Source organism: Citrobacter sp. RHBSTW-00881, assembly GCF_013728515.1.
GTDB classification, from domain to species: domain Bacteria; phylum Pseudomonadota; class Gammaproteobacteria; order Enterobacterales; family Enterobacteriaceae; genus Citrobacter; species Citrobacter braakii.
Window position 1 is genome coordinate 2,885,771 of the sequence record NZ_CP056269.1, and the last position, 24,919, is coordinate 2,910,689.

26 protein-coding genes are annotated in these 24,919 nt (G+C 51.4%); 11 read left to right on the top strand and 15 right to left on the bottom strand.

Annotated elements, in window-relative coordinates; all coding sequences use genetic code 11:
* Positions 1-2: 2 nt before the first annotated feature.
* Entirely contained in the window at positions 3-626 is a 624-nt protein-coding gene (locus HV311_RS13855) for a CDP-alcohol phosphatidyltransferase family protein (protein ID WP_047358607.1), read from the bottom strand.
* Complete coding sequence (locus HV311_RS13860; RefSeq protein ID WP_016156315.1) at positions 619-1,188, bottom strand: carboxymuconolactone decarboxylase family protein; 570 nt, start codon at positions 1,186-1,188, stop codon at positions 619-621. Before HV311_RS13860 ends, HV311_RS13855 begins: the two co-directional genes overlap by 8 nt.
* Positions 1,189-1,267: 79 nt before the next feature.
* On the opposite strand from HV311_RS13860, the gene HV311_RS13865 reads away from it, so the two are divergent.
* Positions 1,268-1,681, top strand: a complete 414-nt coding sequence (locus HV311_RS13865) for a pyrimidine (deoxy)nucleoside triphosphate diphosphatase (RefSeq protein ID WP_032947020.1) — start codon at positions 1,268-1,270, stop codon at positions 1,679-1,681.
* Here HV311_RS13865 and HV311_RS13870 read toward each other — a convergent pair.
* Entirely contained in the window at positions 1,641-1,916 is a 276-nt protein-coding gene (locus HV311_RS13870; RefSeq protein WP_016152834.1) for a YnjH family protein, read from the bottom strand. The two genes, HV311_RS13865 and HV311_RS13870, sit on opposite strands and share 41 nt — an antisense overlap.
* Positions 1,917-2,153: 237 nt before the next feature.
* On the opposite strand from HV311_RS13870, the gene gdhA reads away from it, so the two are divergent.
* On the top strand, positions 2,154-3,497 hold the full coding sequence (gene gdhA / locus HV311_RS13875; protein WP_016152833.1) for an NADP-specific glutamate dehydrogenase: 1,344 nt from the start codon (positions 2,154-2,156) through the stop codon (positions 3,495-3,497).
* Between the two features lie 63 nt (positions 3,498-3,560).
* Here gdhA and topB read toward each other — a convergent pair whose 3' ends face one another.
* From topB to HV311_RS13890, 3 genes are all read right to left on the bottom strand, one after another.
* Complete coding sequence (gene topB, locus HV311_RS13880) at positions 3,561-5,507, bottom strand: DNA topoisomerase III (RefSeq protein WP_191221197.1); 1,947 nt, start codon at positions 5,505-5,507, stop codon at positions 3,561-3,563.
* Between the two features lie 4 nt (positions 5,508-5,511).
* Entirely contained in the window at positions 5,512-6,555 is a 1,044-nt protein-coding gene (gene selD / locus HV311_RS13885; RefSeq protein ID WP_016152831.1) for a selenide, water dikinase SelD, read from the bottom strand.
* A 116-nt stretch (positions 6,556-6,671) separates the two neighbouring features.
* Entirely contained in the window at positions 6,672-7,223 is a 552-nt protein-coding gene (locus HV311_RS13890) for an NAD(P)H nitroreductase (protein ID WP_016152830.1), read from the bottom strand.
* Positions 7,224-7,398: 175 nt separating this feature from the next.
* Between HV311_RS13890 and sppA the strand changes: the two genes are divergently transcribed.
* The 5 genes from sppA (at position 7,399) to yajD (ending at position 12,932) form a co-directional block, all read left to right on the top strand.
* Positions 7,399-9,255: a signal peptide peptidase SppA gene (gene sppA / locus HV311_RS13895; RefSeq protein WP_016156312.1), complete on the top strand. Its 1,857-nt coding sequence runs from the start codon at positions 7,399-7,401 to the stop codon at positions 9,253-9,255.
* A gap of 55 nt (positions 9,256-9,310) precedes the next feature.
* On the top strand, positions 9,311-10,327 hold the full coding sequence (gene ansA, locus HV311_RS13900) for an asparaginase (protein ID WP_016156311.1): 1,017 nt from the start codon (positions 9,311-9,313) through the stop codon (positions 10,325-10,327).
* 14 nt (positions 10,328-10,341) lie between these two features.
* A complete protein-coding gene (pncA, locus tag HV311_RS13905; RefSeq protein ID WP_046275890.1) occupies positions 10,342-10,980 on the top strand; it encodes a bifunctional nicotinamidase/pyrazinamidase in 639 nt (212 codons plus the stop codon).
* A gap of 260 nt (positions 10,981-11,240) precedes the next feature.
* Positions 11,241-12,494, top strand: a complete 1,254-nt coding sequence (locus HV311_RS13910; protein ID WP_191220088.1) for a glycoside hydrolase family 18 protein — start codon at positions 11,241-11,243, stop codon at positions 12,492-12,494.
* A gap of 93 nt (positions 12,495-12,587) precedes the next feature.
* On the top strand, positions 12,588-12,932 hold the full coding sequence (gene yajD, locus HV311_RS13915; protein ID WP_003832478.1) for an HNH nuclease YajD: 345 nt from the start codon (positions 12,588-12,590) through the stop codon (positions 12,930-12,932).
* 44 nt (positions 12,933-12,976) lie between these two features.
* Here yajD and HV311_RS13920 read toward each other — a convergent pair whose 3' ends face one another.
* Together HV311_RS13920 and msrB are read right to left on the bottom strand one after the other, a co-directional pair.
* Positions 12,977-13,252 carry a YeaC family protein gene (locus HV311_RS13920; protein WP_191220089.1) on the bottom strand — a complete coding sequence of 92 codons (276 nt, stop codon included), beginning with the start codon at positions 13,250-13,252 and terminating at the stop codon, positions 12,977-12,979.
* 42 nt (positions 13,253-13,294) lie between these two features.
* Positions 13,295-13,708, bottom strand: a complete 414-nt coding sequence (gene msrB / locus HV311_RS13925) for a peptide-methionine (R)-S-oxide reductase MsrB (protein ID WP_016152816.1) — start codon at positions 13,706-13,708, stop codon at positions 13,295-13,297.
* 341 nt (positions 13,709-14,049) lie between these two features.
* Here msrB and gapA point away from each other — a divergent pair, with 341 nt between their 5' ends.
* Both gapA and HV311_RS13935 read left to right on the top strand, forming a co-directional pair.
* On the top strand, positions 14,050-15,045 hold the full coding sequence (gene gapA / locus HV311_RS13930) for a glyceraldehyde-3-phosphate dehydrogenase (protein WP_003030697.1): 996 nt from the start codon (positions 14,050-14,052) through the stop codon (positions 15,043-15,045).
* A 199-nt stretch (positions 15,046-15,244) separates the two neighbouring features.
* Positions 15,245-16,129 (top strand): D-hexose-6-phosphate mutarotase, encoded by an 885-nt coding sequence (locus tag HV311_RS13935; protein ID WP_181628772.1) that lies wholly within the window; start codon positions 15,245-15,247, stop codon positions 16,127-16,129.
* Between the two features lie 95 nt (positions 16,130-16,224).
* Here HV311_RS13935 and HV311_RS13940 read toward each other — a convergent pair whose 3' ends face one another.
* The 4 genes from HV311_RS13940 to HV311_RS13955 form a co-directional block, all read right to left on the bottom strand.
* Positions 16,225-17,079: an aldo/keto reductase gene (locus HV311_RS13940; protein ID WP_137352128.1), complete on the bottom strand. Its 855-nt coding sequence runs from the start codon at positions 17,077-17,079 to the stop codon at positions 16,225-16,227.
* 178 nt (positions 17,080-17,257) lie between these two features.
* Positions 17,258-17,611, bottom strand: a complete 354-nt coding sequence (locus tag HV311_RS13945) for a hypothetical protein (protein WP_191220090.1) — start codon at positions 17,609-17,611, stop codon at positions 17,258-17,260.
* Positions 17,612-17,621: 10 nt separating this feature from the next.
* Positions 17,622-17,864: a hypothetical protein gene (locus tag HV311_RS13950; protein ID WP_019076610.1), complete on the bottom strand. Its 243-nt coding sequence runs from the start codon at positions 17,862-17,864 to the stop codon at positions 17,622-17,624.
* 578 nt (positions 17,865-18,442) lie between these two features.
* Positions 18,443-19,189 carry a MipA/OmpV family protein gene (locus HV311_RS13955; RefSeq protein ID WP_016152811.1) on the bottom strand — a complete coding sequence of 249 codons (747 nt, stop codon included), beginning with the start codon at positions 19,187-19,189 and terminating at the stop codon, positions 18,443-18,445.
* A gap of 434 nt (positions 19,190-19,623) precedes the next feature.
* Here HV311_RS13955 and yeaG point away from each other — a divergent pair, with 434 nt between their 5' ends.
* Together yeaG and HV311_RS13965 are read left to right on the top strand one after the other, a co-directional pair.
* Positions 19,624-21,558: a protein kinase YeaG gene (gene yeaG, locus HV311_RS13960; protein WP_016152810.1), complete on the top strand. Its 1,935-nt coding sequence runs from the start codon at positions 19,624-19,626 to the stop codon at positions 21,556-21,558.
* Between the two features lie 123 nt (positions 21,559-21,681).
* Complete coding sequence (locus HV311_RS13965; RefSeq protein ID WP_016152809.1) at positions 21,682-22,965, top strand: YeaH/YhbH family protein; 1,284 nt, start codon at positions 21,682-21,684, stop codon at positions 22,963-22,965.
* 75 nt (positions 22,966-23,040) lie between these two features.
* Here HV311_RS13965 and HV311_RS13970 read toward each other — a convergent pair whose 3' ends face one another.
* The 3 genes from HV311_RS13970 to HV311_RS13980 are packed head-to-tail and all read right to left on the bottom strand — an operon-like array spanning position 23,041 to position 24,910.
* Positions 23,041-23,679 carry a CatB-related O-acetyltransferase gene (locus tag HV311_RS13970; protein WP_016156305.1) on the bottom strand — a complete coding sequence of 213 codons (639 nt, stop codon included), beginning with the start codon at positions 23,677-23,679 and terminating at the stop codon, positions 23,041-23,043.
* Positions 23,680-23,714: 35 nt separating this feature from the next.
* Positions 23,715-24,125, bottom strand: coding sequence for a hemerythrin domain-containing protein (locus HV311_RS13975; RefSeq protein ID WP_094761885.1), 411 nt, complete (start codon positions 24,123-24,125; stop codon positions 23,715-23,717).
* A gap of 14 nt (positions 24,126-24,139) precedes the next feature.
* Positions 24,140-24,910 carry a class I SAM-dependent methyltransferase gene (locus tag HV311_RS13980; RefSeq protein ID WP_016156303.1) on the bottom strand — a complete coding sequence of 257 codons (771 nt, stop codon included), beginning with the start codon at positions 24,908-24,910 and terminating at the stop codon, positions 24,140-24,142.
* Positions 24,911-24,919: the final 9 nt, after the last annotated feature.

A 24,919-nucleotide genomic window follows, 5' to 3' on the forward strand; every position in this document is an offset into this window, starting at 1 on the left:
CGTTACGCCTGACGCTGGACCGCTTTCAGCGTCAGATATCCGCTCCAGATCCGGGTGAACGTCGTCATCCAGCACAGCGCGCCAAAGACCCACGCCATTACGGCAAAATATTCCGGGAACAGACATCCCAACACAAACAGCAAAATCGTCTCGGTTCCTTCGGTCAGTCCGCCCAGATAATAAAACGATTTATGCGCATAACCGGGGTTATCAATCTGATGCTTTGCCGCCAGCGCGGCGAAGGCCAGGAAGCTGCTGCCGGTGCCAATAAACGCGAACAACAGCCAACCGCCTGCCAGCGCATTTTGCGCCGGCGCAGCAAGAATAAAACCAAACGGCACTAAGGCGTAAAACAGAAAATCGAGCGAGATATCGAGAAATCCTCCCGCGTCCGTTAGTCCTCTGCGCCGTGCCAGCGCCCCATCCAGCCCGTCAAACAGCCGATTGAGTACAATGGCCACCAGCGCCGCCATATACCAGCCTAACGCCAGAAATGGCAACGCCAGCACGCCAATAGCAAAACCGACCAGCGTAAGTCCGTCCGGGGTAATCGCCGGTTGATCAATGATGCCCACGCAGCGATGCAAAAGCGGTTTTAATCGCGGATGAAGATGGCGGTCAAGCATGCGGGCGTCCTTTAAAACTGTCGCACAGTCCCTGGGAGGGAATATCGAGAGCGGCATTAAAACGCGCCGAGAGATTTTGAAACGCAATCAGCGCGGTCATTTCAGTAATGGCGTCATCGGTAAAATACTGCTTCATCTGCGCTTTCAGCGCATCGTCAACCTGTGGTGGCGTTGCGGTGACCGCATCAGCATAGGCCAGCCCTACACGTTCTTCTGCGCTAAATAGCGTCGATTCTTGCCAGTTGGCAACCTGTAAGACTTTATCCAGCGCGCCGCAGCGTTCAGCCAGCCGTAAACTGTTGGCGTCAACGCAGAAAGCGCAGTGGCACACCTGAGAAACGCGGGTCATCAACAGCGCGCGCATCACCGGCGACAGGCGCGCCTTTTTACGCTCCAGAAACCCGACAAACAGCGCCACCAGCCAGAACAGGAACGGCATCCGCCCCCACCAGCGTGTGGGATGCAGCACATCACCATAATGTTTTTTCTGCGTAGCAACGAGCGGTTGCAAACTGGAAGGGATACGCGTTAACGGTTTTACCCACGACTGAGGATCGTTCAACGGTGGCTCCTGAATACTTTAGATAAAACAAAGATAACGATAGTATGTCATTTTCTGCCGTTAGATATTGATGAATATAATGAAAACCCTCGACGTGGTCGCCGCTATCATTGAACGTGATGGCAAAATTTTACTGGCTCAACGCCCGCAGCATGCGGATCAGTCAGGTATGTGGGAGTTTGCTGGCGGTAAGGTTGAGCCGGGGGAAAGTCAGCCAGAGGCGCTGGTCCGTGAACTGCGTGAAGAGTTGGGCATCGAGGCGGTCGTTGGGCGCTACATTGCCAGCCATCAACGCGAGGTTTCAGGCCGACTCATTCACTTACATGCCTGGCATGTACCGTCATATCAGGGGGAGCTGAAAGTGTATGAACATCAGGATATCGTCTGGTGTTCACCCGAAGAGGCGCTGCGTTATCCGCTGGCGCCTGCCGATATCCCGCTATTAGAAGCGTTTATCCTTTTACGCGACGCCAGACCAGCGGATTCGTGCTGATCGTTTTATCATCACGCTGGCACTGAAGCAAAACGCCATCCGCTTTAATCACCGCCCCTTCTGAGTAGTTTTGATCCTGATAAATACAGCACTGACTACAGGGTTGCGCCCGCTGACCGCTGGAACTGAACACTTCCGGCGGGACATTCACCTGCACGTCCGGGCGATAGAGCTGATTTGCCAGCGTCGCGCTGGACACCAGTGCCAACGCTCCTGCCATGATTATACGGCGCATATTCTTTCCTTTTTGACTGACAGTTATGCTCAGTATAACGGTATAAACCGGCAGAAACTTTAGCCCTTGCCATCATCGCTTTTGGTTATGACCCACGCCGCAATATTAATTTACTTAGCGCGGTTAATTTTTTCTTGCGTCCCGTCACACTGCTGATGTTATAGTCAAAAACTGCAAAACACTTAACACAAAAATCAAAAATATAACCATATCAATACATAAGAGGTACTTATATCTATGGATCAGACACGTTCTCTGGAGTCATTCCTTAACCATGTGCAAAAGCGCGACCCGAATCAGACCGAGTTCGCGCAAGCCGTTCGTGAGGTAATGACGACACTGTGGCCCTTCCTCGAGCAAAACCCGCGTTATCGTCAGATGTCGTTGCTGGAACGTCTGGTTGAACCGGAGCGCGTGATCCAGTTCCGCGTCGTCTGGCTGGACGATCGCAATCAGGTGCAGGTCAACCGCGCGTGGCGCGTGCAGTTTAGCTCCGCCATTGGCCCATACAAAGGCGGGATGCGTTTCCACCCTTCCGTGAACCTGTCGATCCTGAAATTCCTTGGCTTCGAGCAAACATTTAAAAACGCCCTCACCACGCTGCCAATGGGCGGGGGTAAAGGCGGGAGCGATTTCGATCCTAAAGGTAAAAGCGAAGGCGAAATCATGCGTTTTTGTCAGGCGCTGATGACCGAACTGTTCCGCCATTTAGGACCCGATACCGATGTTCCGGCGGGCGATATCGGCGTAGGCGGTCGTGAAGTCGGCTTTATGGCCGGGATGATGAAAAAACTGTCCAACAACAGCGCCTGCGTCTTTACCGGTAAAGGTCTCTCTTTCGGCGGCAGCCTGATTCGCCCGGAAGCTACTGGCTACGGTCTGGTGTACTTCACCGAAGCGATGCTCAAACGCCATGGCCTGGGCTTTGAAGGCATGCGCGTGGCCGTCTCTGGTTCCGGTAACGTGGCGCAATTCGCCATTGAGAAAGCCATGGAGTTTGGCGCGCGAGTAGTCACCGCCTCAGATTCCAGCGGTACCGTGGTCGACGAAAGCGGATTTACCAAAGAAAAACTGGCGCGTCTGTGCGCGATCAAAGACAGCCGCGACGGCCGCGTGGCGGATTACGCCCGCGAATTTGGCCTGACCTATCTGGAAGGCCAACAGCCGTGGTCGGTTCCGGTTGATATCGCCCTGCCGTGCGCCACCCAGAACGAACTTGATGTCGATGCGGCACGTGTGCTGATCGCCAACGGCGTGAAGGCTGTCGCCGAAGGCGCAAACATGCCTACCACCATCGAGGCCACCGATCTGTTCCTGGAAGCGGGTGTATTGTTCGCGCCGGGTAAAGCGGCCAACGCGGGAGGCGTAGCGACATCCGGTCTGGAAATGGCGCAGAACGCCGCACGTCTGGGCTGGAAAGCGGAGAAAGTGGATGCGCGCCTGCACCACATCATGCTGGATATTCACCATGCCTGCGTCGAGTACGGCGGCGAAAGCAAGCAAACCAACTACGTACGTGGCGCCAACATCGCGGGATTCGTGAAAGTTGCCGACGCGATGTTGGGCCAGGGTGTGATTTAATTCAGATCTGTTGTTCCCGTAGGCTTGATGCGGCACACATGCCTTATCCAGCCTAAGAGCGCATTACAGGCCCGCCTCTTCAGATGGCGGGCTTTTTTTCGCCGTGCGTTTCCGCGGCGCGCTCTTTTTCTTGTCACCACCACTACTACCCGGTGCGGCAATACCACGGAAGCGTCGTACCGGCGTGCTGCGCGCCTGATCGATTAGCTGATACAGCGTCCCCACCAGCGGCTGCATGAAATCCTGATATCGACACTGCTTTTCGCTGATTTGGGTCAGGATAGATTCCCAGTGCGCAGTCATATCCGGACGCGTCGCCATTTCAGGCAGCGAATGAAACAGCGCTTTTCCGGCATCGGTAGAATGGATATAGCGCCCCTTCTTCACCAGGAAACCACGCTTAAACAGCAGCTCGATAATCCCGGCGCGCGTCGCTTCCGTTCCCAGTCCGTCCGTTGCGCGCAGGATCTTTTTCAGATCTTTATCCTGCACAAAGCGCGCGATTCCGGTCATCGCTGACAGCAGCGTGGCATCGGTAAAGTGCCGCGGAGGCTGGGTCTGTCGTTCAACCACTTCGCCTTTTTCGCACAGCAGCTCGTCGTCTTTTGCCACCACCGGCAGCGGCGTCCCGTCGTTATCTTCGTCGCGCTCTTTGTTGCCTAGCAGCGTACGCCATCCGGCCTCCGCCAGAAAACGGGCTTTGGCGACAAACTTACCTTTCGCGATGTCCAGCTCAATAACGCACTTCCTGAATACCGCATCCGCGCAAAACTGCATCAGATATTGACGGGCAATCAGGTTGTATATCTTCGCTTCATTATCGTTCAGGTTGATGGACGAACTGCGCGCAGTTGGAATGATGGCGTGGTGCGCATCCACTTTTTTATCATCCCAACAGCGGTTTCGCGTATCGGGATTGACCGCCGGTTGCGGAAGCAGATCCGGCGCATGGACGCTAATCGCGTTCAGCACCGCGTGACGTCCGGCAAAGTGTTCTTCCGGCAGATAACGGCTATCCGAACGCGGATAGGTGATCAGTTTATGGGTTTCATACAGCTTCTGGCAGATATCCAGAACGTTTTGCGCACTTAAGCCAAAGCGTTTCGCCGCTTCAATCTGCAACGCCGACAGCGAAAACGGCAGCGGCGCGGATTCTGATTCCCGTTTATCGTTATAGCTGGTGACGATCGCCGGCTGACTGTTAATGCGGTTTACCACGTGTTCAGCCAACGTGCGGTTTAGCAAGCGCCCTTCTTCATCCTGATACGGCTCACACGCTTCGCTCGGCTGCCAGATAGCGGTAAACCGCTCATCGGCGGGCGTCACGATATGCGCTTTCACCTCGAAGAAGTCTTTGGCAACGAAGTTTTCAATCTCTTCATCGCGACGCACAACCAGTCCGAGCACCGGCGTTTGCACGCGCCCGACCGAAAGTACGCCCTGATAGCCCGCGTTACGCCCCAAAATGGTATAAGCGCGCGTCATGTTGATACCGTACAGCCAGTCCGCCCGCGCTCGCGCCAGTGCCGACACGCAAAGGGGGATGAACTCACTGTTGGCGCGCAGACGCTCAATCGCCCGCTCGACGGCCTGCGGGTTGAGGTCGTTAATCAGGCAGCGTTGCACCTGCTGGCGCTTTTCAGGGGCCAGTTGCAGGTAATCCAGCACTTCATCCACCAGCAGCTGTCCTTCACGATCGGGGTCACCTGCGTGAATGACTTCACTGGCCTCATGCAAAAATCGCTTAATAACGTTGAGCTGTTTGGTCACCGAGGGACGCGGCTGCAGTTGCCACTTTTCCGGGACAATCGGCAGATCAACCAGACTCCAGCGAGCATAACGACTGTCATAGGCATCAGGCTGCGCCTGCTCAAGCAGGTGACCAATACACCAGGTCACCACTTGCCCGTTTCCGCACTCGATAAAACCGTCACCTTTGCGATGCGGCTTCGGCAGCACATCGGCGATAGCGCGCGCCAGACTCGGTTTTTCGGCAATAAACAACCGCATCGAGTTAACGGATCTCAACCATGGCGCGACCGCCACGAGCTTCCACTAACTCACCAATCGCAGTGAGGTCGATGCCAAACTGCGCCGCTGCCGCTTTAACTTCGGCTTCAGCTTCCGGCGTTACCGCTAACAGCAGACCACCGGAAGTTTGCGGATCGCAGAGCAGATCGCGAACCGACTGCGGCATTTCACCCATCAGATGTCCGTAGCTGGCAAAGTTACGCTGGGTACCGCCCGGCACCGCGCCCTGCGCGATGTATTCTTCAACACCTGGCAGCTTAGGAATAGCCTGGTAGACGATCTGCGCCTGAACGCCGGCCCCCTGACACATCTCGCTCAGATGCCCCAGCAGCCCAAAACCGGTAACGTCGGTCATGGCTTTCACGCCGTCGATATCGGCAAATGCCGCCCCGGCAATGTTCATCCGGCACATCACTTCCGTCGCCAGCCCTTTGTGCTCGTCCTTCAGCAGCGATTTTTTCTCTGCGGTGGTCAGGACACCAATACCCAGAGGCTTGGTCAAAAACAGCTTGCATCCCGCCTCGGCGGTGCTGTTTTTCTTCACGCGTTCGGTTGGAACAACGCCGGTTACCGCAAGACCAAAGATAGGCTCAGGGGCATCGATAGAGTGCCCCCCCGCCAGCGCGATACCCGCCTGACGGCAGGCAAAGCGTCCGCCTTCGGTTACTTCGCGGGCGATTTCCGGCGCCAGCTTATCAAGCGGCCAGCCCAGGATAGCAATTGCCATAATCGGTTTGCCGCCCATGGCGAAAATATCGCTGATGGCGTTGGTGGCGGCGATGCGGCCAAAATCAAACGGATTATCGACAATCGGCATAAAGAAATCAGTGGTGCTGATTACGCTGGTGCCGTTCCCCAGATCGTATACAGCCGCGTCGTCGCGGGTTTCATTACCCACCAGTAAGTTTGGATCAACAAACTTCGCCTGCTCACTGTGCAGGATGGTTTCCAGCACTTTTGGGGAAATTTTACAACCGCAACCGGCTCCGTGGCTGTATTGCGTTAAACGAATAGCTTGCTCGCTCATGGACATCTCCTGTCATTGCAATCCGGATATGGTAGCGCTCATTCCATGATGTGGTAAGAGTGACTGTCTGAATTCGGGTGCCTTTGCTCATAATCCAGACAGTTTTGCCGTTGATATCAGAAATAACGGACGAATGCGCTCGGATCGGCAAGGGTAATCGTCGTGGAAGCTTTCAACTGTGGTGTGCCCAGATAGAGAAAACCGACGATTTTATCCTGTGGGCGACAGTCAAACGCTTCGCGGACGACCTCACTTTCGGTTAATGCGCCACTGCGCCAGATACCGCCAAAGCCCTGGGCAATGGCAGCCATCTGCATGGCCATCACCGCACAACCGGCAGACATTTCCTGTTCCCATAGCGGAACCTTGTCGTTTGCTTCACATTTCGCTACCACGGTAATAATCAGCGGTGCGCGAAACGGCGCGCTGCGCGCTTTTTCCTGGGCCTTCTCATCGCTGCCAGATGCAATAGCGCCTTTTTCAAGCACGGCGGCAAAGCGTTCACGCCCTTCGCCCTCAATGACAAAGAATTGCCACGGTTGCAGCGTTTTGTGGTCCGGCGCGCGCATTCCCGCACGCAGAATATTTTGCAGTTGCTCTCCTGCCGGGGCCGGTTCGACGAGACGAGAGGCGCTACGACGGGTCATAAGTAATTCAAGTGCATCCATTTGCTTAACTCCAACAATGAAATTTGTTCACAAAATTAACACGTGAGCGGATTTTGTTACAGCACAGGCGGTGATTCCTGCTGACAAGTGCCTGTCGGGTCATTACGATAGCCTCATCTTATCGCCTTTCTCCGGGATTTCGGGGTGGCGTGTTGTTAATTGGTAGGGAGAATACATGCGAACCCTGTGGCGATTTATTGCCGGATTTTTTAAATGGACATGGCGATTACTCAATTTCGTCCGTGAATTTGTGCTTAACCTGTTCTTCATCTTTTTGGTGCTGGTTGGCGTGGGCATCTGGATGCAGGTCAGCAGCAGCAACACCAGCGAACACGCTGAGCGAGGCGCGCTGCTGCTGGATATCTCCGGGGTGATTGTCGATAAGCCTTCGAGCACCAGTCGTTTAAGCGTTATTGGCCGTCAGCTGTTTGGCGCCAGTTCCGATCGTCTGCAGGAAAACTCTCTGTTCGATATCGTGAATACGATTCGCCAGGCAAAAGATGATCGCAACATCACCGGCATCGTGATGGATCTGAAAAATTTTGCCGGGGCAGACCAGCCTTCCATGCAGTATATCGGCAAAGCACTGCGGGAATTCCGCGACAGCGGTAAACCGGTCTTTGCCGTGGGCGATAACTTCAGCCAGGGGCAGTATTACCTCGCCAGTTTTGCTAACAAAATTTACCTCTCTCCGCAGGGTTCCGTTGATCTGCACGGCTTTGCCACCAACGGTCTGTACTACAAGTCCCTGCTCGATAAGCTGAAAGTTTCCACGCACGTATTCCGCGTCGGGACCTATAAGTCTGCCGTAGAACCGTTTATCCGCGATGATATGTCTCCTGCCGCGCGTGAAGCCGATAGTCGCTGGATCGGCGAGCTGTGGCAGAACTATCTCGACACGGTCGCCGCCAACCGCCAGATCCCAGCTCAGCAGGTGTTCCCTGGCGCACAGGCGATGCTGGACGGTTTGACGAAGGTCGATGGAGATACGGCGAAATATGCGCTCGACAACAAACTGGTGGATGCACTCGCCTCCAGTGCCGAAGTCGAAAAAATGCTGACCAAACAGTTTGGCTGGAGCAAAGCGGATAAAAACTATCGCGCCGTCAGCTATTACGATTATTCGCTGAAAACACCGGCGGATACCGGAGACAGCATTGGCGTTATCTTCGCGAACGGCGCGATTATGGACGGTGAAGAAACCCCAGGAAATGTGGGGGGCGACACCACTGCCGCACAAATCCGCGAAGCGCGTCTCGATCCGAAAGTGAAAGCTATTGTTCTGCGCGTGAACAGTCCTGGCGGCAGCGTCAGCGCCTCGGAAGTCATTCGTGCTGAGCTGGCTGCGGCAAAAGCGGCGGGTAAACCGGTTGTCGTGTCTATGGGCGGCATGGCGGCCTCCGGTGGCTACTGGATCTCCACCCCAGCCAGTTACATTGTGGCAAACCCCAGCACTTTAACCGGTTCAATCGGGATCTTTGGTGTGATCAACACCGTAGAAAACAGCCTGGATTCCATTGGTGTACATACCGATGGCGTGGCCACTTCCCCGCTGGCGGATATCTCCATAACCAAAGCGTTACCGCCTGAAGTGCAGCAAATGATGCAATTGAGCATTGAAAATGGCTATAAGCGCTTTATCACGCTGGTCGCGGATGCACGTAAGACAACCCCTGAGCAGATTGACAAAATCGCGCAGGGTCACGTCTGGACCGGTCAGGATGCGAAAGCCAACGGACTGGTAGACAGCCTCGGTGATTTTGACGACGCCATCGCGAAAGCGGCTGAGCTTGCCAAGCTGAAACAGTGGCACATTGCGTATTATCAGGATGAACCGACATTCGTCGATATGGTAATGGACAGCATGTCAGGCTCCGTTCGCGCCATGCTGCCCGAAGCTATTCAGGCCATGCTCCCGGCGCCGCTTGCTTCTGCGGCCAGTGCAGTTAAAGCGGAAAGCGATAAGCTGGCCGCGTTTAACGATCCGCAAAACCGATATGCGTTTTGCCTGACCTGCGCCAACGTTCGCTAACAATTGCCCCCTCTTCGGGATGAAGAGGGGTTTTCATTGAGACAGAAGAAAAGTCATGCAAAAGAAATCGATTTACGTTGCCTATACCGGCGGTACCATTGGTATGCAGCGCTCAGAACAGGGTTATATTCCTGTTTCTGGTCATCTCCAGCGTCAACTGGCATTGATGCCTGAATTCCACCGCCCGGAGATGCCAGACTTCACCATCCACGAATACGTCCCGTTGATGGATTCCTCCGACATGACGCCGGAAGACTGGCAGCATATTGCGGAAGACATTAAAGCACACTACGACGATTACGATGGTTTTGTCATTCTGCACGGCACCGACACCATGGCGTTTACGGCTTCGGCGCTCTCTTTTATGTTGGAGAACCTGGGTAAACCGGTCATTGTGACAGGGTCACAAATTCCGCTGGCAGAGCTACGTTCAGACGGGCAAATCAATCTGCTCAATGCGCTGTACGTTGCGGCAAATTACCCGATCAATGAAGTAACCCTGTTTTTCAACAATCGACTGTTTCGCGGCAACCGTACCACTAAAGCGCACGCCGATGGCTTTGACGCCTTTGCCTCACCCAACCTTGCGCCGCTACTGGAAGCCGGGATCCACATCCGTCGACTGGGAACACCGCCAGCACCGCACGGCGCTGGTGAACTGATTGTTCATCCTATTACTCCACAACCGATTGGCGTGGTCACCATTTACCCAGGTATCTCCGCTGATGTGGTGCGTAACTTCCTGCGCCAGCCGGTGAAAGCGTTAATTTTGCGCTCCTACGGCGTGGGCAATGCACCGCAAAATAAAGAGTTTCTGCAAGAACTTGAAGATGCGAGCTCACGTGGCATTGTTGTGGTGAACCTGACCCAGTGTATGTCCGGCAAGGTAAACATGGGTGGCTATGCGACGGGTAATGCCCTCGCCCACGCTGGCGTGATTGGCGGCGCGGATATGACCGTCGAAGCCACGCTCACCAAATTGCATTATTTACTCAGTCAGGGACTGGATGTGCAGAGCATTCGTGAAGCTATGACGCAAAATCTGCGCGGCGAGCTCACCCCGGACGAATAAAGGAGTCTATGCCCATGGCCCGAGCCTTACTGTTGGTCGATTTACAAAATGACTTTTGTGCCGGCGGCGCTCTCGCTGTTCCGCAAGGCGACAGCACAATCGAGATTGCCAACCGTCTGATTGACTGGTGCGCCCTACGCGGCGACACGGTTGTTGCCAGTCTGGACTGGCATCCGGCTAATCACGGTAGTTTTGCCAGCCAGCATCAGGTCGCCCCCTACAGTCAGGGACAACTGGATGGTCTGGCGCAAACGTTCTGGCCCGATCATTGCGTGCAAAACAGCGAAGGAGCGGCCCTGCATCCGCTGCTGAACCAGCGTGCGATAGCGAAAACCTTCACCAAGGGCGAGAACCCGCTGGTCGACAGTTACAGTGCGTTTTTTGATAACGGTCGTCGTCAGGCAACCGCGCTGAACGCCTGGCTGCTCGAACACCGTATTGCTGAGCTTATTATCATGGGTCTGGCTAGCGACTATTGCGTTAAATTCACCGTTCTGGATGCGCTCGATCTTGGTTATACCGTCAGCGTTATTACCGACGGCTGCCGTGGCGTCAATATTCAACCCCAGGACAGTGCAGAGGCGTTTATGGAAATGGCCGCAGCGGGCGCAACGCTGTATACGCTTGATGACTGGCTGGAAACCCATCGCTAATACTTTAAAACGCCTTATCCGGCCTATTGAATTTGTGCATGTATGCAAATCTGTAGGCCAGAAAAGGGACTTGCGTCAACACTCAGTAATGTTTGCCCCAACCGATACAACCTACCAGAAATGGTTTGCCGCTTCGCCGACATGACGTGAACCTCTTCGCATTTTTCCTGTTATGAAACTGTTAACCTGCAGATGCTGTTTTTTTCGCCACGCCATTTCCGTGGCGTGTTTGCTTGTTTAAATGTCAAAGAGGAACACCGATGAAACTATTGCCTTTGTTGGCAGCATTACCCCTGCTTTGCGCCAGCGTTGTTTCCGCCAGTTCACTGATGTCAGTTGGCTACTTCAATGGTGGCGGCGACGTCACTGCCGGTCCTGGTGGTGACATCAATAAACTGGATGTTCGCCAGATAACCCATCTCAACTATTCGTTTGGCCTTGTCTACAACAACGAAAAAGACGAGACCAATGACGCCTTAAAAGACGCCGGCAAGCTGCATCAGATTTGGCTTTCACCGAAAGTGCAGGATGATTTACTGAAAATTCCACAGCTGCGTAAACAGAATCCGAACCTGAAAGTATTGCTTTCCGTCGGTGGTTGGGGGGCTCGTGGATTCTCCGGCGCGGCAGCAACGAAAGAATCGCGGGCGGTGTTTATTGAGTCTGCTCAGGAGATAATTGCGAAATATGGCCTTGATGGCATCGACCTCGACTGGGAATATCCGGTCAACGGCGCCTGGGGACTGGTCGAAAGTCAACCGGCCGACCGAGCTAACTTTACCGCGCTGTTAAAAGAACTCCGCGCCGCATTGGGGCATAAAAAACTACTGACTATCGCCGTGGGCGCAAATGTGGAAAGCCCGAAAAGCTGGGTGGATGTGAAAGCCATTGCGCCATCGCTCGACTACATAAACCTGATGACCTATGACATGGCTTACGGTACGCAGTATTTCAACTCGAACCTGTACGATTCGACACAATGGCCGACAGTCGCCGCGGCGGATAAGTACAGCGCTGATTTTGTGGTCAACAACTATCTTGCTGCCGGTCTAAAAGCGAGTCAGATGAACCTGGGCATTGGTTTTTATGGTCGCGTACCGAAACGCGCTGTTGAGCCAGGCATTGACTGGAGCAAACCTGACGCACAGAAAAATCCTGTTACCCAGCCCTATTTCGAGCCCGCGCAAATTGAATTGTTCAAATCACTGGGCGTCGATCTGAGCAAAGATACCTATGTGAAGTACAACGATATCGTGGCGAAATTGATCAACGATCCGCAAAAGCGCTTTAGCCAGCATTGGGATGATGAAGCAAAAGTGCCGTGGCTGTCAGTGCAGTCTGTGGATGGAAAAGCGCTCTTTGCCCTCTCCTATGAAAACCCGCGCTCGGTAGCGATCAAGGCTGACTATATCAAGAGCAAGGGGCTGGGAGGCGCCATGTTCTGGGAATACGGTGCGGATGACCAAAACCAGTTGGCGAAGCAGTTAGCCGATTCGTTAGGCATCAAACACTGATCCCAACGCCTGACACAATAGGTTATGATTATCGCATTCTGCTGCGCCAGCTTTTGGCGCAGCTTTTCATTTTCTACTGGAGGCATGAGCTTTATGGCTTTTATCCCTAAAAATTACGCCCGTCTGGAAGTCGGTTACCGGGAAAAGGCGCTTAAACTCTTCCCCTGGGTCTGCGGACGTTGTTCCCGTGAGTTCGTGTATTCAAATTTGCGCGAATTGACGGTACACCATATCGATCACGATCACTCCAATAACCCGGAAGATGGTAGCAACTGGGAAATGTTGTGCCTGTACTGTCACGATCACGAACATTCCAAATATACGGAAGCGGACCAGTATGGTTCAACGGTGGTTGCAGGCGAAGATGCGCAGAAAGCGGTGGGCGAAGCGAAATATAATCCGTTCGCCGATCTGAAGGCGATGATGAACAAGAAATAACTTCAACTGCGGGCCCGACATAGATGTTTGCCGGGCCTAAGTAATCAGGATTTAAACGTCGCAATGGTTTCGGGCGTAATACCAAACTCCACTTTCAACTGCTGCTTACTCTTCATCACCATCTCACCATTGGTATCAATCGTCATATGCTGCGCGTCAATATTGTTTCGCGCCTGCCACAACATCACCAGCTGTAAGCAGTTCTCTTTTTGTTCTGCCGTTAGCGCCACGCCATCCGGCCATTTTCCGAGTTCAACGGCAGTTGATAAGCGCTGATAAACTTCCGGCGTCATGCTGTTGATCATCTCATCAAGATTCATGTTAAATCCACTCTCCGTAGAATAATTTGCTGAATCGTTTCTTCAGCCTTTGGTCTGCTCACCGTTTTCACCATCGGTGAAGTTCAAAGACGCAGAGTTAACGCAGTAACGTTCACCTGTAGGTTGCGGACCATCCGGGAAGACATGCCCCAGGTGCGCATCACAGTTACCACAGCGGATTTCAATGCGCTGCATACCGTGTGAAGTATCTTTAATGTAACGGATAGCCTCTGCGCTGACAGGCTCGTAAAAGCTGGGCCAGCCGCAGCCAGAGTCATATTTTGTCTCGGAACGAAATAGCGGTTTGTCACAGACCAAACAGTGGTAGATTCCGTCACGCTTGTTGTGCAGCAAACGCCCGGTAAATGGCGGTTCTGTCCCGTGATTCTGCGTCACGTAGAACTGCATTTCGGTTAAATTTTTTTTTAGTTCTTCTGGAGAAGGTTGATTAGCCATTTGCTCACATCTCGCTTTATCTAAACTCACATCGCGAGACAGATTCTAACAAAACATTAACACCAGAGTGCGAACTTTTGTTCTAAACTTGATCCGTGCGAAATGGCAGCCTGCAATTCGTGATCACAATCACGTTTTTATCTTGATTGCCCTTTAAAATTCGGGCCGCCGACCCCATGTGGTTTCAAGCCCAAAGGAAGAGTGAGGCGAGTCAGTTGCGCAAAGCTTAAGCAGCAGATTGATTTGTCGCAATGATTGACACGATTCCGCTTGACGCTGCGTAAGGTTTTTGTAATTTTACAGGCAACCTTTTATTCACTAACAAATAGCTGGTGGAATATATGACTATCAAAGTAGGTATCAACGGTTTTGGCCGTATCGGTCGCATTGTTTTCCGTGCTGCTCAAGAACGCTCTGACATCGAGATCGTTGCAATCAACGACCTGTTAGACGCTGACTACATGGCTTACATGCTGAAATATGACTCCACTCACGGCCGTTTCAACGGTACCGTTGAAGTGAAAGACGGTCATCTGATCGTGAACGGTAAAAAAATCCGTGTTACCGCTGAACGTGATCCGGCTAACCTGAAATGGGACGAAGTTGGTGTTGACGTAGTAGCTGAAGCTACTGGCCTGTTCCTGACAGATGAAACCGCTCGTAAGCACATCACTGCTGGCGCGAAAAAAGTGGTTCTGACTGGTCCGTCCAAAGATAACACTCCGATGTTTGTTAAAGGCGCTAACTTTGACAAATACGAAGGTCAGGACATCGTTTCTAACGCTTCCTGCACCACTAACTGCCTGGCTCCGCTGGCTAAAGTTATCAACGACAACTTCGGCATCATCGAAGGTCTGATGACTACTGTTCACGCGACCACCGCTACTCAGAAAACCGTTGATGGCCCGTCTCACAAAGACTGGCGCGGCGGCCGCGGCGCATCCCAGAACATCATCCCGTCCTCTACCGGTGCTGCTAAAGCTGTAGGTAAAGTACTGCCAGAACTGAACGGCAAACTGACTGGTATGGCGTTCCGCGTTCCTACCCCGAACGTATCTGTTGTTGACCTGACCGTTCGTCTGGAAAAAGCTGCTTCTTACGAAGAAATTAAGAAAGCAATCAAAGCTGCTTCCGAAGGCCCGATGAAAGGCGTTCTGGGTTACACCGAAGACGACGTAGTATCTACCGATTTCAACGGTGAAGTTTGCACTTCCGTGTTCGATGCTAAAGCTGGTATCGCACTGAACGACAACTTCGTGAAACTGGTATCCTGGTACGACAACGAAACCGGCTACTCCAACAAAGTTCTGGACCTGATTGCTCACATCTCCAAATAAGTTGAGATGAAACAGTAATCTGTAAGAGCGACTCAGGTCGCTCTTTTTTTTGCCTGAAGATACCCGTCATACTTCAAGTTACCGGTGTGTTGGCAATGCTCTCTCACCCGAATCACTTACTTCTGTAAGCTAATCGGGATCGTTCACTTGCCGCCGTCCTGCAACTCGAATTATTTAGGGTAAAAAAAAGGATTGCATAATGATTAATAAAATTTTTGCACTTCCGGTAATCGAACAAATTACCCCGGTCCTCTCCCGCCGCCAGCTTGATGAACTTGAGATTCTTGTGGTCGATCATCCACAGGTTAAAGCATCTTTCGCACTGCAGGGCGCACATTTTCTTTCCTGGAAACCCAACGGCGAAGAGGAAGTCCTGTGGCTAAGTAACAATACCCCGTTTAAAACCGGCGTAGCGCTGCGTGGCGGCGTACCAATTTGCTGGCCGTGGTTTGGTCCGGCTGCTCAGCAGGGCCTGCCTTCTCATGGTTTTGCCCGCAACCTGCCATGGACGCTGAAAGCGCACAACGAAGACGACAATGGCGTGGCGCTAACGTTTGAATTGCAAAGCAACGCTGAAACGCGTCAGCTATGGCCGCACGAGTTCTGCCTGCTGGCCCGTTTCAAAGTAGGTGCCACCTGTGAAATGGAACTGGAAGCCCACGGTGAATTTGAAACCACCTCTGCACTGCATACCTATTTCAACGTCGGTGACATTGCGGCAGTAAAAGTCAGTGGACTTGGCGATCGCCTGATCGACAAAGTGAATGATGCTAAAGAAGATGTGCTGGCTGATGGTATCCAGACCTTCCCGGACCGCACCGATCGTGTCTATCTGAATCCGCAAGCGTGCAGCGTTATCCATGATGATGCGCTCAACCGCAATATCGACGTCGTCCATCACCACCATCTGAATGTCGTGGGCTGGAACCCGGGTCCGGCGCTGTCCGTTAGCATGGGCGACATGCCGGATGACGGCTATAAAACGTTTGTTTGCGTAGAGACGGCTTACGCGACCGCGCCGCAGAAAACCCGCGAAGAAAAACCATCACGCTTGGCACAAACTATCCGCGTTGCTAAACGCTAAAATTGTGTCTGTAGCCTGACGGAACTTGCGCCTTATCCGGCCTACCAAACATTGCGTTGGCCGGATAAGAAGCGTGAGCATCGCCATTCGGCAAATCAGGCCATATCCAGCGCCGTTTTACCCTTTGGCGCTGGATATGCCTTATCTAACTGCTTCAGCTCATCAACAGAGAGCGTTATCTCCAGCGCGGCGGCATTTTGTTCGACATGCGCTACGCTTGCCGCTTTTGGAATCGCCATCACGCCCGGCAGACGAATCACCCATGCCAGCAAAATCTGCGCAGCACTAACATTGTGCGCGTGCGCGATGTCGTTCACCACAGAGTGAGAAAGCAAGTCACCGCGCAATCGCCCCGCCTGAGCCAGCGGACTGTAAGCCATGACCGGCATCTGCTGCTGCTGGCACCACGGCAGTAAATCATATTCAATACCGCGCGATGCTAAATGATAAAGCACCTGGTTAGTGGCACATTCCCGCCCACCTGTGACTTGCCATAACGCCTGCATGTCATCGTAATCGAGATTAGAGACGCCCCAGCGGCGGATTTTCCCCTGCGCAATGAGTGCTTCCATGGCATCAACGGTCTCAGCAAATGAAAAACTGCCCGTCCAGTGGAGCAAATAGAGATCCAGATAATCGGTTTTTAGTCGACGCAGGCTCGCTTCACAGGCGGCAATGGCTTTCTGACCACCGGCATTCCAGGGGTATACTTTCGAGACTAAAAAAGCGCTATCACGACGCCCGATTAATGCTTCACCCACTACCTCTTCCGCTGCACCATCTGCATACATTTCGGCGGTATCGATCAGCCGCAGACCGAGATCCAGACCAGCCCGCAGCGCAGAAACCTCTTCCCGACGTCGGCCAGGATCCTCGCCCATGTACCATGTTCCCTGCCCAATAGCAGGCAGCGATACCTGCTTTGTAAACATCACCTGTTTCGCTGTCATCGCACCCTCCTGTGTTAATGCACCACAGTAAAGCAAAACAACTGGCATGTGTCCTGTTAGGGTGCACAAATTGCACCTTCTAAGATTGGAAGTTGACCGCTATGGCAACGGCAATAAAAAACCCGGGAACAAACAATGCTCCCGGGCCGAATGACAGAAAATCTTAACTGCACTGCGGTTATTTTAAGCGACCTAAATATTTCCCTTCTTTCATCGCGTTAATTTTCCCGTTTTTATAGACAATGACGGAAATCAAGCCCACGCTATACGACTGAGCGTCTGCATTGTTCTCATCATTTGCCGCAGCTTTGCCATTAATATAAGCAATACCATCAGCGCCACGTTTAAAGTCTACGCCCAGTTTATTCACATGCACGGGTGTGATTTTACTGGCGTGCACCGGAGCATTAGCATCGCTGACCATCATTTTATGTTCATGCTGTAACTGCTGACGGTAAGCCTCGCTGATGGCATAGGCTGGTGCAGCCGCAGATGTTGCGACCAGTGCAGCGATAATTATTAATTTCTTCATAAGTTACACCTTAATAATTATTGTGTTTGTGGTGATGACTGGAATTAGTATCATTTGAGTTATATACGTTTTGCGCGTTCTCCATAGCTTGTTTTTCAGCTACGGCATTGATTGTCGCCTGACGGTTTTGCTCAGCGATATAGCAGGCATCGCGGCTCACGCCCTTGCTTTCGCAAGCACTCATGCGTGAAGCCTCGGTGGAACATCCCGTCAGAATCCCACCCATCACTGCTATCATGATTAACTTTTTCATTATCTCTACCAGGTTTATTCGCAAGAAAACCACATGACATTTAATATCTGAGCCATGCAGCGTTACTGTCTTTACTTATTAAGTTGGAGTAATATCTGCAATCGCTTATTTAATGTCAATTTTAATTTTTTCAGATAAATACCTAAAAGATGTAAAATAAAAATTAACTTAATGATTTTATTTTTTTCAAATGAAAGTTAACTTTCATCGTCACACAAAAATAATAAAATAGTTATCTTGCTATTTTTAGTGGCGAGAGTTTCACGATAAAATTATACCGTGATTATAAAATAGAATATTATCAATATATTGCGAAACCAGAAATCACTCTCCCAGAACAATGATTCGTGAAACTGTACAGATACTCCTCCATTCACAAACGAATAGATTTCAGTCTCATCAAACAACAGGTTTAATTTTGGTAATTGCGGCAGGAAAAATACGTTAACTATTTGTTGCGGCCGATGTAATGCCAAAACAGCACAAAAAATCAAATCACATGTTTTGGATCAATATTCATCTCTGATATGCACAAAAAGCCCGCATCTCTGCGGGCGACTGTTTGACACACAGTGGTATCAGAACTTGTAGGTAACACCCGTTGAAATCAGACCCGTCCAGGATTTGTCCACCATCGGGCTGTCTGTCACTTCATCAGACAGGCGGGTATAACGCGCAGTACCGTATACGCTCCAGTTGCCCAGGAAGTTATAGTTTGCGCTGAGCTCCAGATACGGGTTCCAGGAGCTTTCAGGATCGTAACTACGCAAACCGCTACGGGCAGATTCATGGCGTGAAACACCATAATAGTATTCATTCTGGTTTTCACTGTTCCACTCGACACCAATCCCCGGAGTCAACGTCAAACCGCCATTGGTATAGCGGTATAACCACGCCAGATCCCATACAATACCATTGCTGTTATCCAGCGTATCGCCTGCAAGGCTGGTACGCAGGAAACCGTATTGCGTGTTGTGAATGTAAGAAAGGCCAGCCATCATGGTGCTCTTACGTTTATCCAGACTACGCAGACGGTTGTCGTCGCTGTCACCCGGTTTGAAGTACATTGGCGACCAATAGGCCATCACCGACAGCTTATCGGTATCGTCATTCCACAGGTAGTAACCACCGCCCAGACCACGGAACCAGAAGTTATCGCTTTCATAAGTCACAACCGGGACCGGGTAAACGTCACTATCGTAATCTTTGTAAGGGTGCTCAACCACACCAACGCCTGCGCCCAGCGTCAGGTTGCTCTCTGCCTGTGCGACGTTAGCGGAAGTGGCGATAAGCACGCTAAGTGCCAGAAGTTTGAGTTTGGTCACAGTCAATAATTCCTTATTTAAATGTGTAGCGGTCAAAGTTTAACCGTCAATACGCTTCAGCCCAACTATTTTACGGATTCGCCCCAGAATGTAACCCCCTAATTTCTCAGCGAGTGATGACATTTTGCTTGCAGGACAGTGAACACCGCATGAATCCTGCCCCATAGATTTACAAAAGATGTGCTTTTTTTGCTGATGAGTTATTGATATGCCATTGAAATTCATTTGCGCACACAGGCAAGTTTTGCAAATGCCATCTACGCTTAATTTTAGAAGGTGTATCACCGAATACGTTGATCTCCTGACCACCACAATGGCATGAGAGTTGCTTATTTCTTCAGCAGCGACGTCGTTCAGTTTACCTCTTCAGGGGCCTCTACTATTCATATGAACGGCTCTTAACATGTGCTAAAAAAACGAAAGGACGGCATACCATGAATATATTCGATCACTATCGCCAGCGTTATGAAGCTGCCAAGGACGAAGAGTTCACGCTGCAGGAGTTTCTTACCACTTGTCGGCAAGATCGCAGCGCTTATGCCAATGCGGCAGAGCGGCTATTAATGGCTATTGGTGAGCCTGTCATGGTCGACACTGCCCACGAACCTCGTCTTTCTCGACTCTTTTCGAATCGGGTGATTGCACGATACCCCGCTTTTGAAGAGTTTTATGGCATGGAAGAGGCCATTGAGCAGATTGTTTCTTATTTGAAGCATGCGGCTCAGGGTCTGGAAGAGAAGAAGCAGATTCTGTATCTGCTGGGGCCTGTGGGAGGGGGGAAATCATCTCTTGCTGAGCGGCTGAAGTCGCTGATGCAGCGAGTACCGATTTATGTCCTGAGCGCCAACGGCGAGCGTAGCCCGGTAAACGATCATCCGTTATGCCTGTTTAACCCCCAGGAAGATGCGCAGATCCTGGAAAAAGAGTATGGGATCCCGCGTCGTTATCTCGGTACGATCATGTCGCCCTGGGCTGCAAAACGTCTGCATGATTTTGGCGGGGACATTACAAAATTCCGCGTTGTCAAAGTCTGGCCGTCTATTCTGGAGCAGATCGCTATCGCCAAAACGGAGCCTGGTGATGAAAACAACCAGGATATCTCTGCGCTGGTCGGGAAAGTGGATATTCGTAAACTCGAACACCACGCCCAGAACGATCCTGATGCCTACGGTTATTCGGGCGCACTGTGCCGCTCAAACCAGGGGATTATGGAGTTCGTTGAGATGTTTAAAGCACCGATTAAAGTGCTGCATCCTCTGCTGACCGCAACCCAGGAAGGAAACTACAACGGGACAGAAGGTATCTCTGCCCTGCCGTTTAACGGAATTATTCTCGCCCACTCGAACGAGTCCGAATGGGTGACGTTCCGTAATAATAAAAACAATGAGGCGTTCCTTGACCGTGTTTACATCGTCAAAGTGCCTTATTGCCTGCGGATCTCCGAAGAGATCAAAATTTACGAAAAACTGCTTAACCACAGTGAGCTGACCCATGCGCCTTGCGCACCGGGCACGCTGGAAACGCTCTCTCGCTTTACCATTCTTTCTCGCCTGAAAGAGCCTGAGAACTCGAGCATTTACTCGAAGATGCGTGTTTACGATGGGGAAAGCCTGAAAGATACCGATCCAAAAGCGAAGTCCTATCAAGAGTATCGGGATTACGCCGGGGTCGATGAGGGAATGAACGGTCTTTCCACGCGTTTCGCGTTTAAGATTCTCTCACGCGTCTTTAACTTTGACCACGCCGAAGTGGCAGCTAACCCGGTGCATCTGTTCTACGTACTGGAGCAGCAAATCGAGCGCGAACAGTTCCCGCAGGAGCTGGCAGAACGTTACCTTGAGTTCCTGAAAGGCTATCTGATCCCGAAATATGCTGAGTTCATTGGCAAAGAGATCCAGACGGCTTATCTCGAATCCTATTCCGAATATGGACAAAACATTTTCGACCGTTATGTCACTTATGCGGATTTCTGGATTCAGGATCAGGAGTATCGCGACCCGGATACCGGTCAGTTGTTTGACCGCGAGTCGTTGAACTCAGAACTGGAGAAAATTGAGAAACCGGCGGGTATCAGTAACCCCAAAGATTTCCGTAACGAGATCGTCAACTTTGTTCTGCGTGCCAGAGCGAATAACAGCGGTCGCAATCCAAACTGGACCAGTTACGAAAAACTGCGCACGGTCATTGAGAAGAAAATGTTCTCCAATACCGAGGAGCTGCTGCCAGTCATTTCGTTCAACGCCAAAACCTCAACTGACGAGCAGAAAAAACACGACGATTTTGTCGACCGGATGATGGAAAAAGGCTACACGCGTAAGCAGGTACGTTTACTGTGCGAATGGTATTTGCGCGTACGTAAATCGTCTTAAAAAAAGTGCCCGGAGGCGTGTACGCTTGCCGGGCCTACAATACACATCCGTAGGCCGGATATGCTCAGCGCATCCGGCGTTACTGATGTAGCATAAAGTTGGCAAATGCAGTACGGGGGGCTTATGACCTGGTTTATTGACCGGCGTCTTAACGGCAAAAACAAGAGCACGGTAAACCGCCAGCGCTTCTTACGCCGTTATAAATCGCAAATTAAACAGTCGATCTCCGAGGCCATTAACAAGCGTTCGGTGACTGATGTGGATAGCGGCGAATCTGTCTCTATTCCGACTGATGATATTAGCGAACCGATGTTCCATCAGGGGCGTGGCGGCTTGCGCCATCGCGTGCATCCGGGTAACGACCATTTTGTGCAGAACGACCGCATTGAACGCCCGCAGGGCGGCGGCGGTGGTTCAGGAAGCGGACAAGGCCAGGCCAGCCAGGATGGCGAGGGTCAGGATGAATTCGTCTTCCAGATCTCTAAAGATGAATATCTCGATCTGTTGTTCGAAGATTTAGCACTTCCTAACCTGAAGCAGAATCAGCAGCGTCAGTTAACGGAGTACAAAACGCACCGGGCAGGTTTCACCTCTAACGGCGTGCCTGCCAACATCAGCGTGGTGCGCTCCCTGCAAAACTCACTGGCGCGCCGCACAGCGATGACGGCAGGTAAGCGTCGCGAACTGCATGCGCTCGAAGCGGATCTGGAAACCATCGCGAAAAGTGAACCAGCGCAGTTGCTGGAAGAGGAACGGTTACGCAAAGAGATTGCCGAACTACGGGCAAAAATCGAACGCGTGCCGTTTATCGACACCTTTGATTTACGCTACAAGAATTATGAAAAACGGCCCGATCCTTCCAGCCAGGCAGTGATGTTCTGTCTGATGGACGTCTCCGGTTCAATGGATCAGTCGACCAAAGATATGGCCAAGCGTTTTTATATCTTGCTGTATCTGTTCTTGAGTCGGACCTACAAAAACGTGGAAGTGGTTTATATTCGCCACCATACCCAGGCGAAAGAGGTGGATGAGCACGAGTTCTTCTACTCTCAGGAAACCGGGGGAACTATTGTCTCCAGCGCGCTGAAGTTAATGGATGAAGTGGTAAAAGACCGTTACGACCCGGCCCAGTGGAACATCTATGCCGCACAGGCCTCGGACGGTGATAACTGGGCGGATGATTCCCCGTTGTGTCATGAGATTCTGGCGAAAAAACTGCTGCCGATGGTGCGATATTATAGCTATATCGAAATCACCCGCCGCGCGCACCAGACCTTGTGGCGTGAATACGAACATCTGCAATCAACGTTTGAAAACTTTGCGATGCAGCATATCCGCGACCAGGATGACATTTATCCGGTATTCCGCGAACTGTTTCATAAGCAAAGTACAACCAGCAATAGCTAACCACATACATAAATCAGCCAGAGGTTATCTCCTCTGGTTGATTTTTATGACCTCGCGTTTCGACCACATGTTATGTCATTTAGCATTTTGTCTCAGGCTAGCCACTTCCACTTCGAGCGCGGAAATATCGCCAGAAGACAACAGCGGTTGCATTTTCACGAGCGACTCTTCCGGAAGTTGATACAAATTAAGGGCCAGTATTCGTTCAATATCCCCCACCGGCAGGCGATATTTTATTATTTTTGCCGGATTGCCGCCGACTACCGCATACGGTGGCACATCTTTAGTCACCACCGCACCTGCTGCGACAACAGCGCCCTCCCCGAGCGTAACGCCTGGCATGATCATGGCGCGCATGCCTAACCAGCAACCATCATGCAACACCGTGTCACCCCGAAACTCGTAGGCATCTTTGATCGACGCCATAAAGGGATAAAGACTGATCCAGTCAAGCCGGTGCGTACTATTTCCCCCCATCAGAATAACGCTCTCAGCGCCAATGCAGACGAAATTCCCAATAATCAACTTATCCAAATGCCCAAGCGGTTCCCAGTCCCGGCTGATCTCATCACCGAGTAAATACCGCACCACCGAACGTTCGAATCCATGATCCCAGCAGTCACTGTAATAGCTATGCGTACCCTTAATAACTATATTAGGGTTGGTTACTGTCTGATGAAGGTACTCCATTCTCGACCAGTGTTTTTCTGACACTTCGCCATCCTTTTATCATTGTGTTTTAAAACACCCTACATCCTTTCCACCAGCGGATAGAAGTCTTTATTTTCTTTTTGCATACGCACATACACTTTGCGTAGAACATTGTTGGCATCACGTCTGAATGCCTCATCATTACCTTTTAATTTACTGGCAATATTCCAGCGCCGGGAAAAAACTTCATATTCGCTGACGATATCCGTCATTTCACGTTGAAATTTTGAGCTAACCTGTCTGAGCGTACTATTTCCATCCTGCTCAATATGTGGATAAAGGAACTGATCTTCAGCAGACAAATGTGTTTTTATAATGGCACTCATGCTAACGATCGCAGTTGCAATTTCCTGGGCATTGGATGATACGCCTGCATGGCTCAACGTACGTAGAAATGATATTTTTTCCAGAATTTCAACATGCTGATCTTTCATTTTATCAATATTCATCCGTTTATCCTTTTTTATTTTCCCTTTACGGAGCAGCAGGCAATGTAGTTTAGCTGGTGACGTTGCGAACGGAAGAAGCGAAACATTTTCAGGAACCGGCGACGATTTTCGCGTGTGCGTAAGCCGTTAAACACAATTTTAACCGCCCCAGTCAGCCCTTCATCACGAATTAATCCTCGCGGCGACATCAGCGACATATCGCCATTCTGCTGCAAGACCTGTGCAAACCCACCGTTCAGAAATAAATCGCGCCAGCCTTGTCTGGTCATCGGGCTAACGTTTGATTTCACTACCTCTACAAGCTGGCCCTGCTCGCCCGCGCCCAGTTTTTGTGCGGTGAACATAATGTCGTGAGTTAACAGACGCCCGCCGGGCTTCAATACGCGATAATACTCGGCAATTAACTTCGCCTTCGCTTTATCAGCATACATTGTCAGCATGGCTTCGTTGATCACAACGTCGAAACTGTTATCCGCAAATGGAAGGGTGTTAGCGTTAGCTGCCATAACGTGAATGTGATTTTCCAGACCATTTGCCGCCACGTTATTTCTGGCGTTTGCCAGTGCGGTTTTATCCATATCAATGGCGTATACCGTACAACCAAAACGTTGAACTAACTCTATCGCCGTCGTGGCCATGTTACACGCCACTTCCAGCACCTGGCTGTCGGGCGTCAGTTGTGACTGGCTGAACAACCACTCTGTTGCTTCAACGCCCCCCGGACGCAGACGGGTTTTGCCCAGGCTGGCTAAGAACGTATGGCCCGCTTTATCAGTCGCGCTCATCTGCTTGTC

Bases quoted from the DNA above. Each gene is read 5' to 3' on its own strand.
- HV311_RS13855 (WP_047358607.1), bottom strand. From the start codon at position 626: ATGCTTGACCGCCATCTTCATCCGCGATTAAAACCGCTTTTGCATCGC.
- HV311_RS13865 (WP_032947020.1), top strand. From the start codon at position 1,268: ATGAAAACCCTCGACGTGGTCGCCGCTATCATTGAACGTGATGGCAAA.
- HV311_RS13870 (WP_016152834.1), bottom strand. From the start codon at position 1,916: ATGCGCCGTATAATCATGGCAGGAGCGTTGGCACTGGTGTCCAGCGCG.
- gdhA (WP_016152833.1), top strand. From the start codon at position 2,154: ATGGATCAGACACGTTCTCTGGAGTCATTCCTTAACCATGTGCAAAAG.
- topB (WP_191221197.1), bottom strand. From the start codon at position 5,507: ATGCGGTTGTTTATTGCCGAAAAACCGAGTCTGGCGCGCGCTATCGCC.
- selD (WP_016152831.1), bottom strand. From the start codon at position 6,555: ATGAGCGAGCAAGCTATTCGTTTAACGCAATACAGCCACGGAGCCGGT.
- HV311_RS13890 (WP_016152830.1), bottom strand. From the start codon at position 7,223: ATGGATGCACTTGAATTACTTATGACCCGTCGTAGCGCCTCTCGTCTC.
- sppA (WP_016156312.1), top strand. From the start codon at position 7,399: ATGCGAACCCTGTGGCGATTTATTGCCGGATTTTTTAAATGGACATGG.
- ansA (WP_016156311.1), top strand. From the start codon at position 9,311: ATGCAAAAGAAATCGATTTACGTTGCCTATACCGGCGGTACCATTGGT.
- pncA (WP_046275890.1), top strand. From the start codon at position 10,342: ATGGCCCGAGCCTTACTGTTGGTCGATTTACAAAATGACTTTTGTGCC.
- HV311_RS13910 (WP_191220088.1), top strand. From the start codon at position 11,241: ATGAAACTATTGCCTTTGTTGGCAGCATTACCCCTGCTTTGCGCCAGC.
- yajD (WP_003832478.1), top strand. From the start codon at position 12,588: ATGGCTTTTATCCCTAAAAATTACGCCCGTCTGGAAGTCGGTTACCGG.
- HV311_RS13920 (WP_191220089.1), bottom strand. From the start codon at position 13,252: ATGAATCTTGATGAGATGATCAACAGCATGACGCCGGAAGTTTATCAG.
- msrB (WP_016152816.1), bottom strand. From the start codon at position 13,708: ATGGCTAATCAACCTTCTCCAGAAGAACTAAAAAAAAATTTAACCGAA.
- gapA (WP_003030697.1), top strand. From the start codon at position 14,050: ATGACTATCAAAGTAGGTATCAACGGTTTTGGCCGTATCGGTCGCATT.
- HV311_RS13935 (WP_181628772.1), top strand. From the start codon at position 15,245: ATGATTAATAAAATTTTTGCACTTCCGGTAATCGAACAAATTACCCCG.
- HV311_RS13940 (WP_137352128.1), bottom strand. From the start codon at position 17,079: ATGACAGCGAAACAGGTGATGTTTACAAAGCAGGTATCGCTGCCTGCT.
- HV311_RS13945 (WP_191220090.1), bottom strand. From the start codon at position 17,611: ATGAAGAAATTAATAATTATCGCTGCACTGGTCGCAACATCTGCGGCT.
- HV311_RS13950 (WP_019076610.1), bottom strand. From the start codon at position 17,864: ATGAAAAAGTTAATCATGATAGCAGTGATGGGTGGGATTCTGACGGGA.
- yeaG (WP_016152810.1), top strand. From the start codon at position 19,624: ATGAATATATTCGATCACTATCGCCAGCGTTATGAAGCTGCCAAGGAC.
- HV311_RS13965 (WP_016152809.1), top strand. From the start codon at position 21,682: ATGACCTGGTTTATTGACCGGCGTCTTAACGGCAAAAACAAGAGCACG.
- HV311_RS13975 (WP_094761885.1), bottom strand. From the start codon at position 24,125: ATGAATATTGATAAAATGAAAGATCAGCATGTTGAAATTCTGGAAAAA.
- HV311_RS13980 (WP_016156303.1), bottom strand. From the start codon at position 24,910: ATGAGCGCGACTGATAAAGCGGGCCATACGTTCTTAGCCAGCCTGGGC.